This window comes from Campylobacter sp. IFREMER_LSEM_CL1890, from assembly GCF_025772045.1.
GTDB lineage: Bacteria > Campylobacterota > Campylobacteria > Campylobacterales > Campylobacteraceae > Campylobacter_D > Campylobacter_D lari_D.
On the sequence record NZ_JAKMRK010000017.1, the window covers coordinates 1 to 16,355 of the forward strand.

Sequence of the window (16,355 nt, forward strand, 5' to 3'; positions counted from 1 at the left end):
GAGATTGCAAGCTGTTTTAGCTTGCAATTGAAATTAAACATTAAATCTAAAATGCATTACATCGCCATCTTGTACGATATAATCTTTCCCTTCAAGGCGTAGTTTTCCTGCTTCTTTAGCACCACTTTCGCCTTTGCAAGCGATATAATCCTCATAAGAAATTACTTCAGCTTTGATAAAACCTTTTTCAAAGTCATTATGGATCACGCTTGCTGCTTTTGGTGCTTTCCAACCTCTTTGTATAGTCCATGATCTAACTTCTACTTGACCTGCTGTAAAATAGCTAATCAAGTTTAGCTTTGAAAATGCTGTGCGTATAACTACTTCAAGCCCGCTACTTTCTATACCTAAAGATTTTAAAAATTCATAATTTTCTTCATCGCTTAAAGCTATCATTTCTTCTTCTATTTTAGAGCAAAGTTTGATTACTTCATGGCCTGATTTTGCTGCAAATTCTTTAAGATCTTTTACAAATTCATTATCTTCTAAAAGCGAATTCTCATCTACATTTGCTCCATATATCACTTCTTTAGCTGAAAGCAATCTTAGTTCTTTTATAAGAGCATGATAGATTTCATTTTTATTAGCAAAAGAACTTGCGCTATTATTTTGATTTAAATGCTCTAAAAGTTCATTAGCTAAAGCTAAACTTTCTTTTGCACCTTTTTCATTGGCCTTTGCACCTTTAGTGAGTTTTTCTATTTTTTTGCTAAGTTGTTCTATATCTGCTAGTATAAGTTCTGTTTCTATGATTTGTACATCACGCACAGGATCAACACTGCCCGCAACATGGGTGATATTTTCATCATCAAAACAACGCACAATATGTAAAATCATCTCTGTTTCGCGTATGTTAGATAAAAATTTATTACCCAAGCCCTCGCCTTTGCTAGCTCCTGCTACTAAGCCTGCTATATCAACAAATTCTATATTTGAGCGTATAATTTTTTGTGGATTAACAATTTTTGCTAGTTCTTTTAAGCGATGATCAGGCACAGGTACCACTGCTTTGTTTGGTTCTATGGTGCAAAATGGATAGTTTGCACTTTCAGCATTTTGTGCTCTTGTTAGAGCGTTAAAAGTGGTAGATTTTCCAACATTTGGAAGTCCTACTATACCAACTGATAAACTCATTTTTGTTTCCTTGAAAGATAAAGTAAATATGAAAGGCACATTCTAACACCTGCTCCGGTTGCACCAAAACAGTGATAACCCCAAGCTTTTTCTAAATAAGCTGGTCCTGCAATGTCTAAATGTAGCCATTTGTCTTTGTATTCTTCTCTAATGAAAGAATTTAAAAATAATCCCGCAGTAATGGCCCCGCCATAACGACTTGAAGAGGTATTACTAACATCTGCTATGTTTGATTTTATAAGCTCTTTTAAGTGCGGATTAAAATGTAAAATAGTAGCTAAATCTCCACTTTTTTTACTTATTTTATAAAATTCATTTTGCAAATCTTCATTATTTCCCATAATGGCACTTGTGTATTCTCCAAGTCCTACTACGCAAGCTCCAGTTAAAGTAGCAAGATCTATTAATAAATCAGGTTTTAGATCTTGAGCAAGCGAAAGACAATCTGCTAAAACTAATCTTCCTTCTGCGTCGGTATTTCTAACCTCTATACTCACACCTTCTCTTGAAATAAGCACATCATCAGGCTTGTAAGCATTTCCGCCTATCATGTTTTCAGTTGCGCCGATGATAGAATGAACTTCTATATCAAGGTTTAACTCGCTTGCACCTTTAATAATAGCCATTGCAGCCGCACCGCCGCTTTTATCTGATTTCATCGTTAGCATGTAATCAGCAGGTTTTAAACTAAGTCCACCACTATCATAAGTTAGCCCTTTACCTACAAACACTACTTTCATTTTTGGATTTTGTGGTTTATAAGAAAGATGAATGAGTTTTGGAGGATGAATTGAAGCACGATTTACTGCTAAAAATGCTTGCATTTTTTCTTGCTCTAAGAAATCGCTTTCATAAATTTTACATGAAATATTAGAATTATTTTGGCTCAGTTCAAGCGCATCTTCGGCCATTTTGGCAGGAGTGTAAATTTGTGGGATTTCATTAACGATATTTTTTGCAAAATCACAAGCATTTGAAAAAATTTGACCATAGTTTATACCTATGCAAGCTTCTTCTAGGTTATATGTTTTATCATTAATTTCATCTTTTGCAATGAAGATATTTTCTAATTTGCTTGGTGTTTTTTCTTTTTTGTATTTGTTAAATTCATAAGCACCAAAAGTAAATCCTTGAATCATAGCATTAAAGCTATTTACTACACATTTTCCTATAACACTTTTTGTTTTTACGCTTTGAATTTCAAGTTTTTTTAAAGCTTTGTATGCATTTGCAAAAGCAAGCCTTATATCTTCATATTCTAAGCTTTTAAGTTCACTATAAAGAATTTTATTTTGCATATCTATGCAAATTCCTTCACCTTTATAGCTTGAAAGCTTGAAAAGTTCTTGACTTTGAGTGTATTTTTCTATTTTTTTATCTTGTATTAAAATGATTTCAAAATCAGCATTTATAGAGCCGATATTTTCTTCTATAAAATTAAAAGTCATTTGCGAGTCCTTCTTGTAAGTATTGATTTTTCTATTTGTTTCATTCCTAAAAATAAAGCTAATAAAAAGCCAGCAATAATTGGCACTGCAAAATACCAATGATTTCCAGCCCATTCTACTGCAAGCCAAATTTCTTTTCCAAAAAACCATGCAAGTAAAATAGTTATAGCAGCCCAAGCCCACGCACTAATAAGATTAATAAACGCAAATTTTTTAGCACTATAGCGAGTTAATCCTATACTCATAGGTATAATAGTTCTAAAACCATACATATATCTTTGTATGAAGATAATAGGCCAGCCAAAACGCTGTAAAAGTAAATGTGCTATGGCAAATTTACGCCTTTGGGTGCGAAGTTTTTTCTGAATGTATTTTTTGTTATATCTTCCTATATAAAAATATATTTGATCGCCTACAAAGCCACCTAAGCCTGCTATAAAAATAATAAGTCCTAAATTTACATGGCCTTCATGTGCAAAAATACCTGCTAAAATAAGTGCAAGTTCTCCTTCAAGTATGCACCATAAAAACACAATAATATAAGCCCAATTTTTATAATCATACAAAAGTTGTTTTAAAAATTCTTCCATTTTATACCTCTAAAACACTATAAACAGAAGTTAATTTAGCTAATTCTTTAGCACCATCTAGATCTTTTAACTCTAGTAAAAAACAAGCTTCAACACATTTTGCATCGAGTTTTTCTATAAGTTTCACAGCAGCGATAGCTGTGCCACCTGTAGCGATAAGATCATCTATAAGTAAAACATTTGCTTTTTGATTATTAAAAGCATCGATATGAATTTCTATAGTATCACTGCCATATTCTAAACTATAAGATTCTTGTAAGCATTTTGAAGGTAGCTTTCCAGGTTTTCTTATAGGTACAAAAGGAAGTCTTAATCTAGCGCTCAAGGCAGCTCCAAAAATAAAACCTCTACTTTCTATACCAACGATATAATCAAGCTTTGCGTTTTGATATTTTTCAACTAAATGATCCATTAAAAACGCAAATGCTTCTTTGTTGTTTAATAAAGTAGTAATATCTCTAAAAACAATCCCTTCTTTTGGAAAATCCTTAATAGCTCTAATGCTATCTAGTAAATATTTTTTATCTTGCTCTTTTATCATAATAATGCCTCTATTTTTGCTTCTAATTCTTTGATTCTTTGTCTTAGTTTTTCATTTTCAATACGATATTGTGAATTTCTTGTTCTAAGAGAGGTTAAGTCTGCTTTACTTTTGTTTAATTCTTCAGTTAAAATATCAATATTACCCAAACTTCTTTGAAGTTGTACTTGTAGTTTTCTAATAACAATTTCAGTATCATCAAGGTTGTTTTTTATAAATTCTTTTGCCACTTTTTCTTTATGAAGCAGGGTTTTATAATAAAGTAGCATAATAGTCATATAAATACTAATACAAATTAATACAGTTAATACAAGCCAACTTAAGATCATAATCTTTCCTCTATTTTGCTAATTCTTGTGCAATGTCTTCCGCCGCTAAAAGAAGTGTTGATAAAATTTGAGATAATTTCAAAAGCCATATCAACCCCTATTAATCTAGCTCCTAGCGCTAAAACATTTGCATCATTATGTTCTCTTGAAAGTTTAGCACTTAAAGATTCGTTACACAAAGCACAGCGTATATTTTTATGACGATTTGCTGCTATACTCATACCAATTCCTGATCCGCATACTAAAATTCCAAAACTTTTTTCATTTATTTTAGAGCTTAATAAATGTGCATAATCAGGATAATCACAACGATCCTCACTAAAAGGACCTAAGTCTTCAAAAGTAATATTTTTTTCTTGTAAAAATTTAGTAATTTCTTGCTTTAAAATAAAACCAGCATGATCGCTTGCAATATAAATTTTTTCTCTTAACATTTAACATTCACTTTATCATTTTTGAAATTTTAAAGTATTAATTTTATCATATTTAATTAAAATTTTTCTTTCTTATATATAATTATTTTTTTATGTTTTCAAATATTTATTTGATATAATAACAATAATTATTTAAGGTAAAAAATGAAGCTTATACTAATTGGTTCTTCAACAGGTGGCCCAAGCCAACTAAAGTTTTTACTAAATGATGTAGAATTGAAAGATTGTGCAGTAGTGATTGCTCAGCATATGAATCCTGCGTTTATTCCTTCTTTTGTAAATCAATTTAACAAAGAAGCATTAAGCGAGGTGATTATACCAAGTGATAAGGAAGTTTTGAAAAATAAAATTTATATTTGTCAAAGAAATATGATTTTAAGTGGCAACAATACCTTAACATTAAATACTACAGATGAAACTAGTAGTTTTAATCCAGGGATTGATGTGCTATTTAATTCTGCTGTTAATCTTTGCAAATATCATAAAATTTTAGCTTTGATTATGACAGGAATGGGCGATGATGGTGCTAAGTCTTTGTTTGAACTTTATAAAGCAGGAGTAAGGTGTTTGTGCGAAAATGAGGCAGATTCTATAGTATATGGTATGCCAAAAAAAGCTAGAGATACTAATCCAAATTTAAAACCTATGAGTTTAATAGAACTCAAAAAAGAAATAACAAATTTCATCAAATCGTAGGACAAAAAAAGATGATAAAGATTACAGAAAATGAAATGAATGATTTTGTAAAAATCGTAGAGCAAATAAGTGGAAATAACTTAAATGCGAAAAAGGATATATTATCTATTAAACTTCCTAAATTTTTACAAGAATTAGGCTTGAGCAGTCTTAGTGAATTAAATGAAAAAGTGCAGTTTCAAAGAAATTTAAAACAAGAAACTATGGATTTTATTACAGTTTGTGAGACTTATTTTTTTAGAGAATTAGAGCAATTAAAAGATGTGATTTTTTATATAAAATCTCTTGATCGCCCTGTAAATGTGCTTTGTGCTCCATGTTCAAGCGGCGAAGAAGTGTATTCTTTAGCTATTTTAGCAAGTGAGAATTTTGTTAAAGGTATGAATATAGTTGGTATAGATATTAATAAAAAAATGATAGATAAATGTAATGAAATGATTTATTCAGAGCGTTCAGTATCTAGATTAAACACTATGCAAAAAACGCGTTATTTTGATGTAAAAGATAGAATGTATCATCTTAAAAAAGAAACCCTAGCTTGCAGATGCCGTTTTGATCTTTGTAATGTCTTTGATGATTCTTTATTTAAATTTGGAAAATTTGATGTGATTTTTTCAAGAAATATGATGATATATTTTGATCAAGATTTTAAAATAAGACTTATGGAGCGTTTTTATAGGATATTGAATAAAGAAGGTAGAATTTACCCAGGAAAGTCAGATCTTGTGCCTGAAACAGCTTATTTTGAAAAAAACTTTTCAGCAGGTGGAGTTTATTATTCTAAGGTGGATTAATTATATTTTTTATTAAACCACCACCAATAAATTGCTGCAAAGATAAAACATACTCCTAAGCCAAAAGTAAAATGACTTAGTTTTATTCCATAAAATTCAAATAAATATCCTGTTGAAAAAGCAATAATTGCACTAAAGGTTAAATATACCATATCATTGTAGGCAATCACTCTGCCATAGTATCTTTTGTCGCAATCATTTTGCAAAAGTGTATAGGTATAGCTCCATAAAGATGAAGTGCAAAAACCAGCCATTACCAAGCCTACAAAAGCAAGATAAAAGTTAAATTGCAAGCAAGCCCAAAGCATTATACCTACACCTTGCGCTAAGTATAAATATACCAAAGTGTTTTTATTAATATAAGGACTAAGCACATAAGGGCCTATAAGTAAAGATATGGCTCTTATGGCATTAGAAAGCCCTATGGCTAGAGGTATGGAAATAACTTTTGCGTATTCATATTCTGCTAAAAGAGTGATTAAAACATCATAAGCAGTTATCCCTACAACCCCATGAAGTAAAATCAAATGAATGATTTTTTTATTATTAAATACATAAACTAAGCCTTCTTTGATTAATATAAAAAGATTATTTTGTGTGGTATTTTTTTCATTAGGTAAAATCAAAGTTTTAAGTATAAGCATAGCACAAAATAGCATTAAAGTATCAGCTATAAAGGCTGGCTTTACTCCAAAAAGATCTATAAAAAGCCCTGCTGCACCCATACCCAAAGCATATGATACAGCCCATATGATACTATGAAGCTCATTGCCTAGTTTTAATTCTTGTGGGGTTAAAATTTTAGGTAAAACTGACATTTCTGTTTGAAAATACATACTTGCAACCGCCATACGAACAAAGGTTAAAAAGTATAACAACCAAAGCATGGCTAAAGAATTTACAAAAATTAACATAAAAATAGAAATCATTTCAATACTAATCATTGTAAGTAATAAATTCTTAGGTTTAAATCTATCTACTATAACCCCATTTATAGGTGCAAGTATAATAGAAGGTAAAAAAACAAAAATAGCTGAAAAACCTATGATATTAGCAGGTGCACCGAGTTCTTTGGTTAAAAGGGTAAAAACACCTACTTGAGAAAACCACGCACCAAAATAACTTATAAATTGTACTATTGCTAAAAGGCGAAAAGTTTTATTATTTTTAAGTAAAGACCTATAAGTCATGAGTATCCTATGAATATATGAAATTAAAGGGCTTGATTATATCGTCTTTAAGATTATTTTACATTTAAATGTTATAATAATCCTTTTTACAAAAAAGGTTTAAGAATGAGTAGATTAAGTAAAAAAGAAGCGTTAAATTTGCTCCAAAATGCACCTTTATATGAACTAGGTGCAATGGCTTATGAGAGAAAATTAGAGCTTCATCCTGAAAAAATAACTACTTTTGTGGTAGATAGAAATATAAATTATACAAATATTTGCTGTATTGATTGTGATTTTTGTGCTTTTTGTAGAAAAGAAAAAGATGATGATTCTTATATTTTAAAATATGAAGAAATAGGGCAAAAAATAGAAGAATTACAAGCCATAGGTGGAACGCAAATTTTATTTCAAGGCGGGGTACATCCAAAACTTAAAATAGAATGGTATGAAGATTTGCTTTCTTATATAAAAACTAATTATCCAACTATTACCGTGCATGGTTTTTCAGCAGTAGAGATAGCTTATATAGCAAGAGTTTCTAAAATTTCTATAGAAGAGGTTTTAAAAAGATTACAAGTCAAAGGACTTTTTTCTATACCTGGAGCGGGTGCTGAAGTATTAAGCGATAGGGTGAGAGATATTATAGCGCCACACAAATGTGACACAGCTACTTGGCTTAGGGTGCATGAGAGTGCGCATAATATAGGTATGAAAAGTACTGCTACAATGATGTTTGGTACAGTTGAAAATGATGAGGAAATCATCGAACATTTTGATCATTTAAGAAATCTACAAGATAAAACAAATGGCTTTAGAGCTTTTATTTTATGGTCGTTTCAAAGTGAAAATACCCCTTTGATTAAAAAACACCCTGAAATCATCAAGCAAAGCTCTAATAGGTATTTAAGATTACTAGCTTTGGCAAGATTATATTTAGATAATTTTAAAAATTTACAAAGTTCATGGGTAACACAAGGCTCTTTAATAGGCCAACTTGCTTTAAAATTTGGTGCAAATGATTTAGGTTCAACTATGATGGAAGAAAATGTTGTAGCCGCAGCTGGTGCAAAATATAGAATGAATCAAGAACAAATGATAGAACTTATTAAAGATATAGGGGAATTACCTGCCAAACGCGATACAGCTTATAATATTTTAGAAAGGTTTTAATGTTAAATTTAGACTTTAATGAAACTAAAATAGACATAATATATGAGTATGAAAATGAGCTTCCTGTAGTATTTTTTAAGCTCATTTTTAAAAATAGTGGAAAAATAGCAGAAAAACACAATAGAGGTTGTGCAAGTATGCTTGCTAGGCTTTTAAATGAAGGAAGTAATGATGAGTTCTTTAAAAGCTTAGAATACCGTGCTATAGAGCTTTATGCTAAGGCTAGTTTTGAACATTTTCAAATTAGTATTAAATGCTTGAAAGAACATTTTGATTTTGCTTTAGAAAAATTACAAGAATTGTTTTTAAATGTGCGTTTTGAAGAAAAAATCTTACAAAGATTAAAAACTTTAGCTTTAGGTGAGCTTGCAAGTTTAAATACTGATTATGATTATCAAGCAAAAAGACTTTTGAATAAGAATGTTTTCAAAGATGAAATTTTTGCTAGTGGTCTTGATGGGACTAAAGAAAGCATAGAAAAGATTAGTTTAAAAGAATTACAAGATTTTATGAGTGAAAATTTAGTACTTGATAATGCTTTATTTGTTTTTGGTGGAGATATTAAAGAAGATGAAGTAAAGATTAAAGTAGAAAAAATTTGCCAAATTCTAAAAAGAAACGCCCCAAATCAAAACAAAAGCTACAAGCTCGTTGATGAGAGTATAGAAGTAAGTGAGCAAAAAAGCACTGAGCAAGCTTATATATACTTTTGCTCTCCATTTAATATACAAATTAATGATGAGAAAATGTATTTAGCTAAACTTGCTTTGTTTATTTTAGGTCAAGGTGGTTTTGGTTCGCGTTTGATGGAAGAAGTGCGTGTAAAAAGAGGCTTGGCGTATTCAGCATATGCTATGCTTGATGTAAATTTAAATTATAGTAGAGTTTTTGGGTATTTGCAAACTAAAAATGAAAGTTCTAATGAGGCTAAAGCTTTAGTTAAGGAAGTTTTTGAAAACTTTGTCCAAAATGGAGTCAATGAAAAAGAATTTCAACTAGCTAAACAATTTTTAGTAGGCTCTATGCCTTTAAGGTATGAAAACTTGGCTAAAAGACTAGATATAATGCTAAATGAATATTTGCATGGTTTAAAACTTGGAAATTTAAAAGAAGAAATGCAAAAGATTAAAAACACTAATTTAGATGAGTTAAATGACTTTATCAAAGCACATAGTGAAATTACCAAAGTGAGTTTTGCAAGCATAGAAAATGAAAGTTGAAGAAAAGGACTTAAAACTACTTCATGCTTTAGGGGTTAAAAATTGTATCGATTTGGCTTTGATTTTACCTAAAAAATTTGATGATTTTAGAATTTCAAAGTTTCCAAAAGATACATTTTGCACTCAAAATGTAAAAATTATTAGCACACAAAATCATCACTCCCAACTTTTTATACTTTGTGAATGTTTAGAATGGGGTATAAAAGCAAATATAGTAATTTTTCATCCTAATAAGTGGCATTTTAAAATTTTTAAACATAATGCTTTAATTTGTATCCATGCAAAGATAAATTTTTTTAATGGAATTTGGCAGTTTATAAACCCAAAAATAGTAAAAAATATAGGTCAAATAGTCCCTAAATACCAAATTAGTTCTATTAAAGATGAAAGCATAAAAAAACTTATTTTAAAATATGTCAATGAAGCTAATTTAAAAGCGCTAAATTTAGAACAAAAATATATCAATTTACTTTTGAATTTACACAATTATGATGATTTAATTCTTTATGAAAATTTTAATGCCATAGTTAAAGACTTAAAATATATAGAAATTTTTAATCATTTAAGGCGTTTAAAGGGTAAAAAAATATCACAAAATGCTTATGAAATAGAACTTTTTGATATAAGCTCTTGGCTTAAGGGTTTAGAATTTAGCCCTACAAATGATCAGTTTTTAGCAATAGAAGATATTAAAAAAGATTTGCAAAATAAAGTCGCTAAAAGGCGTGTGGTGATGGGTGATGTGGGTTGTGGTAAGACTTTGGTCATACTTGCTGCAAGTTTGCTAGTATATCCTAAAAAGGCTATTTTAATGGCTCCAACTAGTATATTAGCAGAGCAAATTTATCATGAAGCAAAAAGACTTTTGCCTGATTTTGTTAATGTATTGCTTTTAAAGGGTGGTAAAAAAGATAAAGATTTAGCAAAATTAAAAGAACAAGCCCATTTTATCATAGGTACACATGCGCTCATTCATCAAGAAGAATTTGAAGCAGTTTTAGTGATGATAGATGAGCAACATCGCTTTGGCTCTAATCAAAGACAAAAAATAAGTGAGCTTAGTAAAAACTCTCAATATGCTCCACATATCGTGCAATTTTCTGCTACACCTATACCAAGAACACTTTCTATGATACAAAGTGAGCTTGTAAATTTTAGTTTTATTAAACAAATGCCTTTTAAAAAAGACATTAAAACTTTTTGCATACAAGATAAAGATTTTAAATATTTGCTTAAAAAAATCGACGATGAACTAGCTAAAAATCATCAAGTAATCATCATTTATCCTTTGGTAAATGAAAGTGAAAATATAGATTATTTATCGCTAGAACAAGCACAAGGGTATTGGATAAACAAATACAAAAATGTTTATGTGACTCATGGAAAAGATAAAAATAAAGATCAAATTTTGCAAGAATTTAGAGAAAAAGGCACGATTTTACTTTCTACGACCGTGGTTGAAGTGGGAATTTCTTTACCAAGACTAAGCGTGATTGTAGTTGTTGGGGCTGAAAGACTTGGGCTTGCTACCTTACATCAGCTTCGAGGTAGGGTAGGTAGAGTAGGACTTGAGAGTTTTTGTTATTTATATACTAAGCAAAAAGAAATTCCAAGTCGTTTGCTTGAATTTGCTAAAACTTTAGATGGGTTTAAAATAGCTGAGCTTGATTTAAAAAACAGGTTAAGTGGGGATTTGCTAGATGGTAGAGTGCAACATGGAAATCACTTTAAATTTTTTGATTTTGCAGATGATGAAGAACTGGTTTTAAAAGCAAAAGAAAGTATTAAAAATATGGAAGAAAAAAATGGATAAACATTTTGAAATTTTGATTTCAAAGGGCGAAAAGAAGTATTTTAAGAAAGGAAATATTTTATTTTTTCAAGGTGAAAAAGCAAATAAAATTTACATTTTACTAAGTGGAAAAGTGCGTATATATAAGGTAAATGCAAAAGGTTTTGAGCTAACACTACACACTCTAACTCCGGTAAATTTTATAGCTGAAATGCCCGTGTTTGAGGGTATTGATTACCCAGCCAATGCAATTTGTGAGCAAGATTGTGAAATTTGTGTTTTTGATTTTAATGAATTTAAAAAATTATGCTTAGAAAACGGAGAATTTAGTTTTTTACTTTTGACTTCTTTAATCGGTAAAATTCGAATTTTAGAAAATTTTATCAGACAAAAATCTTTGGATTTAAAGTCAAGATTAGTCAGCTTTTTACTAGAAAATGAAGAAAAACTACAAAATTTAAAACAAAAAGAAATCGCTGTGATTTTAAATTTACCCCCAGAATCTTTGTCGCGTTTTTTAAAAGAATTAAAACAAAATGAGCTTATTTGCACAAATAAAGGTAAAATAGTAATTTTAAATAAAGAAAAAATGCAAAATTTAATTAAGTCTTTTTAAGTCTTATTTGTTACAATATTATATTTTAAAGTATGGATGGTTTCATGGATTTTGATTTTTTAGTCAAGTTTAGCCCTATGTTTATACAAGCTTCTTGGCTTACATTAAAACTTGCTATTTATGGGGTGTTTTTTTCATTTTTAGTAGGTTTATTTTGTGTGGGAGTGAGTTATTTTAAATTTTCCTTTTTAAACACAATTTGTAAAATTTATATAGAATTTTCAAGAAACACACCTTTGCTAATCCAACTTTTCTTTTTATATTATGCTTTACCTGAATTTGGAATTCAACTTAGCTCTTTTGCTTGTGCTGTGATAGGACTTAGTTTTTTAGGTGGTTCTTATATGGCTGAAAGTTTAAGAGCGGGTATGGAAGCGGTTAAAAAACAACAATATGAATCAGGACTTTCTTTGGGTTTGAGTAAATGGCAAAATTTCCGTTATATTATTATGCCTCAAGCTTTGGGTATAGCTATGCCAAGCATTAGTGCAAATATCATTTTTTTACTTAAAGAAACTTCTGTAGTAAGCATTATTGCTTTAGCAGATTTAGTATATGTGGCTAAAGATCTTATAGGGCTTTATTATAAAAGTAACGAAGCATTATTTGCTTTGGTGCTTTGTTATTTGATCTTGATTTTACCTTTATCTTTAGTGTTAAACCGTATAGAAAAAAGGTTAAATTATGTTTGAAATTTTAAATCAAGATACCTTTTTTAGACTAGCACAAGGTTTAAAGGTTACTTTAGAGCTTTCATTGATTAGCGTTTTGATTTCACTCATAGGAGGAGTATTTTTTGGAATTTTAATGCATTCTAAAAACAAATTCCTTTATGTTTTTTGTCGTTTTATGCTTGAGTTTGTGCGTATTATGCCTTTGATTGTTTGGCTTTTTATAGTGCATTTTGGCTTGGCGAAATGGTTTGGATGGCATTTGAGTGCTTTGGGTTCAAGTATTATTGTTTTTAGTATTTGGGGTGTATTTGAGATGATGGATTTGGTTAGATCATCTTTAGCAAGTATTCCAAAACATCAGTATGAGTCAGGACTTTCACTAGGTTTTAGTAAATTTGAAGTTTATCTTTTTATCATTATACCTTTATCTTTGAGAAGATTATTACCAATGAGTATTAATCTTTTCACAAGAATCATCAAAAGCACTTCAGTGATTTATCTAATCGGCGGTATAGAGCTTATTAAAGTAGGTCAACAAGTGATTGAGCTTAATTTATTTCAAAATTCTTATGCGGCTTTTGTGATTTATGGTTTGATTTTACTGATTTATTTTATACTTTGTTATCCTTTGTCAGTATATTCAAAGTTTTTAGAGAAAAAATGGAGCTAATATGAGCATTTTAAAAATACAAAATTTACAAAAATATTATGATGATCATCATGTTTTAAAAGATATTAATTTAGAAGTAAATCAAAAAGAAGTAGTGGTTATACTAGGTCCAAGTGGTTGTGGGAAATCTACACTTTTAAGATGTATTAATGGCCTAGAAGAAATGGCTGATGGAGCTATTTTAGTAGATGATGAGAAAATTGATAAAAATTATAAAAAATGGACTCAAATTCGTCAAAAAATAGGTATGGTGTTTCAATCTTATGAGCTTTTTGATCATTTAAATGTTGAGCAAAATATACTTTTAGGACCTTTAAAGGTGCAAAAAAGAAAAAAAGAAGAGGTTTTAGAAGAAGCAAAATACTGGCTTGATAGAGTAGGACTTTTGCATAAAATAAAAGCTTATCCTAAAGAATTAAGCGGTGGACAAAAGCAACGCATAGCCATAGTTAGAAGTCTTTGTATGAACCCTGAAATCATGCTTTTTGATGAAGTTACAGCAGCGCTTGATCCTGAAATCGTGCGTGAAGTTTTAGATGTGATTTTAAATTTGGCAAAAGATGGTATGACTATGCTTATAGTTACACATGAAATGGGTTTTGCAAGAGCAGTTGCTGATAAAATAGTTTTTATGGATGATGGTAAAATAGTAGAAATTTCAAATCCTGATGAATTTTTTGAAAATCCAAAGACAGATCGTGCGAAAAAATTTCTCAATTTGTTTGATTTTCATCGTTAATTTTATTTTTTTAAAATATTTATTTAAAAAAATAATATAAGGTTTAAAAATTTAAATTTTTAATCGTAAGGATAAAACATGAAAAAATTTTTTCTTTTATCATTTTTGATGGCACTTTTTTTTAGTGCATGCTCAAATTCAAGCTCTAATGAAAATTCCATAGAGAAAATCAAACAGCAAGGTGTAATCCGTATAGGTGTATTTGGCGATAAACCTCCATTTGGCTACCTAGATGCACAAGGGAAAAATCAAGGTTATGATGTATATTTTGCTAAACGCATAGCAAAAGAGCTTTTAGGAGATGAGTCTAAAGTGCAATTTGTACTTGTTGAAGCAGCAAATAGAGTAGAATTTTTAGAATCAAATAAAGTAGATTTAATCTTAGCAAATTTTACAAAAACCCCAGAAAGAGAAGCTGTGGTTGATTTTGCATTACCTTATATGAAAGTTGCTCTTGGGGTGGTGGCTCCTAAAGGGTCAGATATTGAAACTTTAGATGATTTAAAAAATAAAACTTTAATTTTAAATAAAGGCACAACAGCTGATGCGTATTTTACAAAAAATATGCCAGATATTAAAACGATTAAATTTGATCAAAATACAGAAACTTTTGCAGCTTTAATTGGTAAAAGAGGTGATGCGTTAAGTCATGATAATGCATTGCTTTTTGCTTGGGCTAAAGAAAATCCAAATTTTGAAGTAGTGATTAAAGAACTTGGAAATCATGATGTTATAGCTCCTGCTGTAAAAAAAGGTGACGAAGCTATGTTAAATTTTATCAATGATTTGATTTTAAAATTACAAAATGAACAATTTTTCCACAAAGCTTATGATGAAACTTTAAAGCCATTTTTTAGCGATGATATAAAAGCTGATGATGTAGTAATCGAAGGTGGCAAAATTTAATAATGCAAAAAGCTTTTAAAAATACCATCTATGCTTCCTTAGGTGGTATTTTGGAATTTTATGATTTTGTTTTATTTATCTTCTTTGCAAGTGTTTTTGCAAAAATTTTCTTTCCTCAAAATGATGATTTTTGGCCATTAATCTATACTTATGTAGCCTTTGGGGCAGGGTATTTAGCCAGACCTTTTGGTGCTGTTGTTTTAGCGCATTTTGCAGATATAAAAGGGCGTAAGAATGTTTTTTATATTAGCATGCTTTTAATGGTTGTACCAAGTTTTGTTTTGGCCTTTTTACCTACTTATGAAAACATAGGGCTTTTGGCTACTTTTATGCTTTTTGTTATTAGGATAGCCCAAGGATTAGCCATAGGAGCTGAAGTTAGTGGTGCTTGGATTTTTGTGAGTGAATTTGTGAGTAAAAAAAGACTTGGTTTGGCACTTGGTTTTATTTCAGCGACTTTGACTTTAGGTTTATTGCTTGGAAATTTAGCGACTTTGACTATATATGCATATTTTGATAAAGAAGAAGTAGAAAGCTTTGCTTGGAGAATTCCTTTTTTTATAGGAGGATTTTTTGGTATATTGGCTTTATTTTTACGCACGAAATTAAATGAAACACCAGCTTTTAAAAATATAAAAGCAAAAGAAAAAATTTTAAATTTCCCACTTTTGCAGGCTTTAAAAACACATAAAAAAAGTATGTTAATATGCGCTTTACTTACTGTGGTTTTAACAAGTGGGGTGGCTACTTTAATGATACTGCCACAATATTTTGAAAGCTTATTAGGAGTTAGCAAAACTACTGCTTTGTTATATCAAAATTTGGCCATAGTGATGATCATACTAGGAAGTTTAGCGCAAGGATATTTAGCAGATTTTTTAGGACATTTTAAAATTTGTTTGATTTTCACTTTACTTTTTGGAATTTTTGGCATTAGTTTTAGCTTTTATAATGAGTGGTTTTTGTTATTTTATTTGCTTGCTTGTTTTGCACAAGGTATTATAGCTTTTGCTCCTATTTTTATGACTCAAATTTTTACCACAGAGTTAAGATCGAGTGGTCTTTCTTTTGCTTATAATATTTCTTATGCGATTTTGGGTTTTATAACCCCTTTTATTGTTAATTTTGTATATAAGGAGTATTTTTATATTTATATTATTTTTATAATTATTGCTAGTTTGCTAAGTATATTTTTAGTAAAAAGCTCTTTTAAAAATTTATAACATTTTTTATTTAAACTTCTATTTTTCAATACATTCAAACTTTTATAATATCTTCTTATTATACTAATATTTTATTATTGTTTATAATTAAGCTTAAATTTATAAACATAGTGTTAATATTGCTTTGCTGTTGAAAAGTTGTTTGTAATTTATACTAAAAAAACATAAAGATAATATTGATGCAGTATCTATAAATATATACAAAAA

The 16,355-nt window shown here is 29.6% G+C and carries 18 protein-coding genes; 11 read left to right on the plus strand and 7 right to left on the minus strand.

The genetic code is table 11. The features are described 5' to 3' along the window. Positions 1 to 33: 33 nt before the first annotated feature. Genes ychF through rpiB form a run of 6 tightly spaced genes read right to left on the minus strand, consistent with a single transcriptional unit; the run spans position 34 to position 4,476 of the window. Complete coding sequence (ychF, locus tag L8W57_RS07335; RefSeq protein WP_133318969.1) at positions 34 to 1,134, minus strand: redox-regulated ATPase YchF; 1,101 nt, start codon at positions 1,132 to 1,134, stop codon at positions 34 to 36. After that, positions 1,131 to 2,582, minus strand: a complete 1,452-nt coding sequence (locus L8W57_RS07340) for a leucyl aminopeptidase (RefSeq protein WP_263662286.1) — start codon at positions 2,580 to 2,582, stop codon at positions 1,131 to 1,133. The genes ychF and L8W57_RS07340 overlap by 4 nt, the downstream gene beginning before the upstream one ends. After that, entirely contained in the window at positions 2,579 to 3,172 is a 594-nt protein-coding gene (locus L8W57_RS07345; RefSeq protein ID WP_133318967.1) for a DedA family protein, read from the minus strand. Before L8W57_RS07345 ends, L8W57_RS07340 begins: the two co-directional genes overlap by 4 nt. 1 nt (position 3,173) lies before the next feature. After that, positions 3,174 to 3,713 (minus strand): adenine phosphoribosyltransferase, encoded by a 540-nt coding sequence (gene apt, locus L8W57_RS07350; protein ID WP_412175284.1) that lies wholly within the window; start codon positions 3,711 to 3,713, stop codon positions 3,174 to 3,176. Beyond that, positions 3,710 to 4,042, minus strand: a complete 333-nt coding sequence (locus L8W57_RS07355) for a hypothetical protein (RefSeq protein WP_133318965.1) — start codon at positions 4,040 to 4,042, stop codon at positions 3,710 to 3,712. The genes apt and L8W57_RS07355 overlap by 4 nt, the downstream gene beginning before the upstream one ends. Then, a complete protein-coding gene (rpiB, locus tag L8W57_RS07360) occupies positions 4,039 to 4,476 on the minus strand; it encodes a ribose 5-phosphate isomerase B (RefSeq protein ID WP_263660291.1) in 438 nt (145 codons plus the stop codon). Before rpiB ends, L8W57_RS07355 begins: the two co-directional genes overlap by 4 nt. 144 nt (positions 4,477 to 4,620) lie before the next feature. On the opposite strand from rpiB, the gene L8W57_RS07365 reads away from it, so the two are divergent. Together L8W57_RS07365 and L8W57_RS07370 are read left to right on the plus strand one after the other, a co-directional pair. Continuing rightward, the gene (locus tag L8W57_RS07365) at positions 4,621 to 5,172 is read left to right on the plus strand and encodes a CheB methylesterase domain-containing protein (protein WP_133318963.1); all 552 of its coding nucleotides are present in this window, start codon (positions 4,621 to 4,623) and stop codon (positions 5,170 to 5,172) included. 11 nt (positions 5,173 to 5,183) lie between these two features. Beyond that, on the plus strand, positions 5,184 to 5,966 hold the full coding sequence (locus L8W57_RS07370) for a CheR family methyltransferase (RefSeq protein WP_133318962.1): 783 nt from the start codon (positions 5,184 to 5,186) through the stop codon (positions 5,964 to 5,966). On the opposite strand, the gene L8W57_RS07375 is transcribed toward L8W57_RS07370, so the two are convergent. Then, complete coding sequence (locus L8W57_RS07375; protein ID WP_133318961.1) at positions 5,963 to 7,156, minus strand: MFS transporter; 1,194 nt, start codon at positions 7,154 to 7,156, stop codon at positions 5,963 to 5,965. The genes L8W57_RS07370 and L8W57_RS07375 overlap by 4 nt on opposite strands. A 105-nt stretch (positions 7,157 to 7,261) precedes the next feature. Between L8W57_RS07375 and L8W57_RS07380 the strand changes: the two genes are divergently transcribed. The 9 genes from L8W57_RS07380 to L8W57_RS07420 all read left to right on the plus strand — a co-directional run bounded on the left by L8W57_RS07380 (position 7,262) and on the right by L8W57_RS07420 (position 16,148). Beyond that, positions 7,262 to 8,308 (plus strand): dehypoxanthine futalosine cyclase, encoded by a 1,047-nt coding sequence (locus L8W57_RS07380; protein ID WP_133318960.1) that lies wholly within the window; start codon positions 7,262 to 7,264, stop codon positions 8,306 to 8,308. Beyond that, entirely contained in the window at positions 8,308 to 9,528 is a 1,221-nt protein-coding gene (locus L8W57_RS07385) for a M16 family metallopeptidase (RefSeq protein WP_263662287.1), read from the plus strand. Before L8W57_RS07380 ends, L8W57_RS07385 begins: the two co-directional genes overlap by 1 nt. Further along, entirely contained in the window at positions 9,518 to 11,341 is a 1,824-nt protein-coding gene (gene recG, locus L8W57_RS07390) for an ATP-dependent DNA helicase RecG (RefSeq protein ID WP_263662288.1), read from the plus strand. The genes L8W57_RS07385 and recG overlap by 11 nt, the downstream gene beginning before the upstream one ends. After that, a complete protein-coding gene (locus L8W57_RS07395; protein WP_133318957.1) occupies positions 11,334 to 11,936 on the plus strand; it encodes a Crp/Fnr family transcriptional regulator in 603 nt (200 codons plus the stop codon). The genes recG and L8W57_RS07395 overlap by 8 nt, the downstream gene beginning before the upstream one ends. Before the next feature lie 44 nt (positions 11,937 to 11,980). Continuing rightward, the gene (locus L8W57_RS07400) at positions 11,981 to 12,628 is read left to right on the plus strand and encodes an amino acid ABC transporter permease (RefSeq protein ID WP_133318956.1); all 648 of its coding nucleotides are present in this window, start codon (positions 11,981 to 11,983) and stop codon (positions 12,626 to 12,628) included. Beyond that, positions 12,621 to 13,280: an amino acid ABC transporter permease gene (locus L8W57_RS07405; RefSeq protein ID WP_263662289.1), complete on the plus strand. Its 660-nt coding sequence runs from the start codon at positions 12,621 to 12,623 to the stop codon at positions 13,278 to 13,280. The genes L8W57_RS07400 and L8W57_RS07405 overlap by 8 nt, the downstream gene beginning before the upstream one ends. A gap of 1 nt (position 13,281) precedes the next feature. Further along, entirely contained in the window at positions 13,282 to 14,019 is a 738-nt protein-coding gene (locus tag L8W57_RS07410; protein ID WP_133318954.1) for an amino acid ABC transporter ATP-binding protein, read from the plus strand. A gap of 78 nt (positions 14,020 to 14,097) precedes the next feature. Continuing rightward, positions 14,098 to 14,925, plus strand: coding sequence for a cysteine ABC transporter substrate-binding protein (locus L8W57_RS07415; protein ID WP_133318953.1), 828 nt, complete (start codon positions 14,098 to 14,100; stop codon positions 14,923 to 14,925). A gap of 2 nt (positions 14,926 to 14,927) precedes the next feature. Next, the gene (locus L8W57_RS07420; protein ID WP_133318952.1) at positions 14,928 to 16,148 is read left to right on the plus strand and encodes an MFS transporter; all 1,221 of its coding nucleotides are present in this window, start codon (positions 14,928 to 14,930) and stop codon (positions 16,146 to 16,148) included. Positions 16,149 to 16,355: the final 207 nt, after the last annotated feature.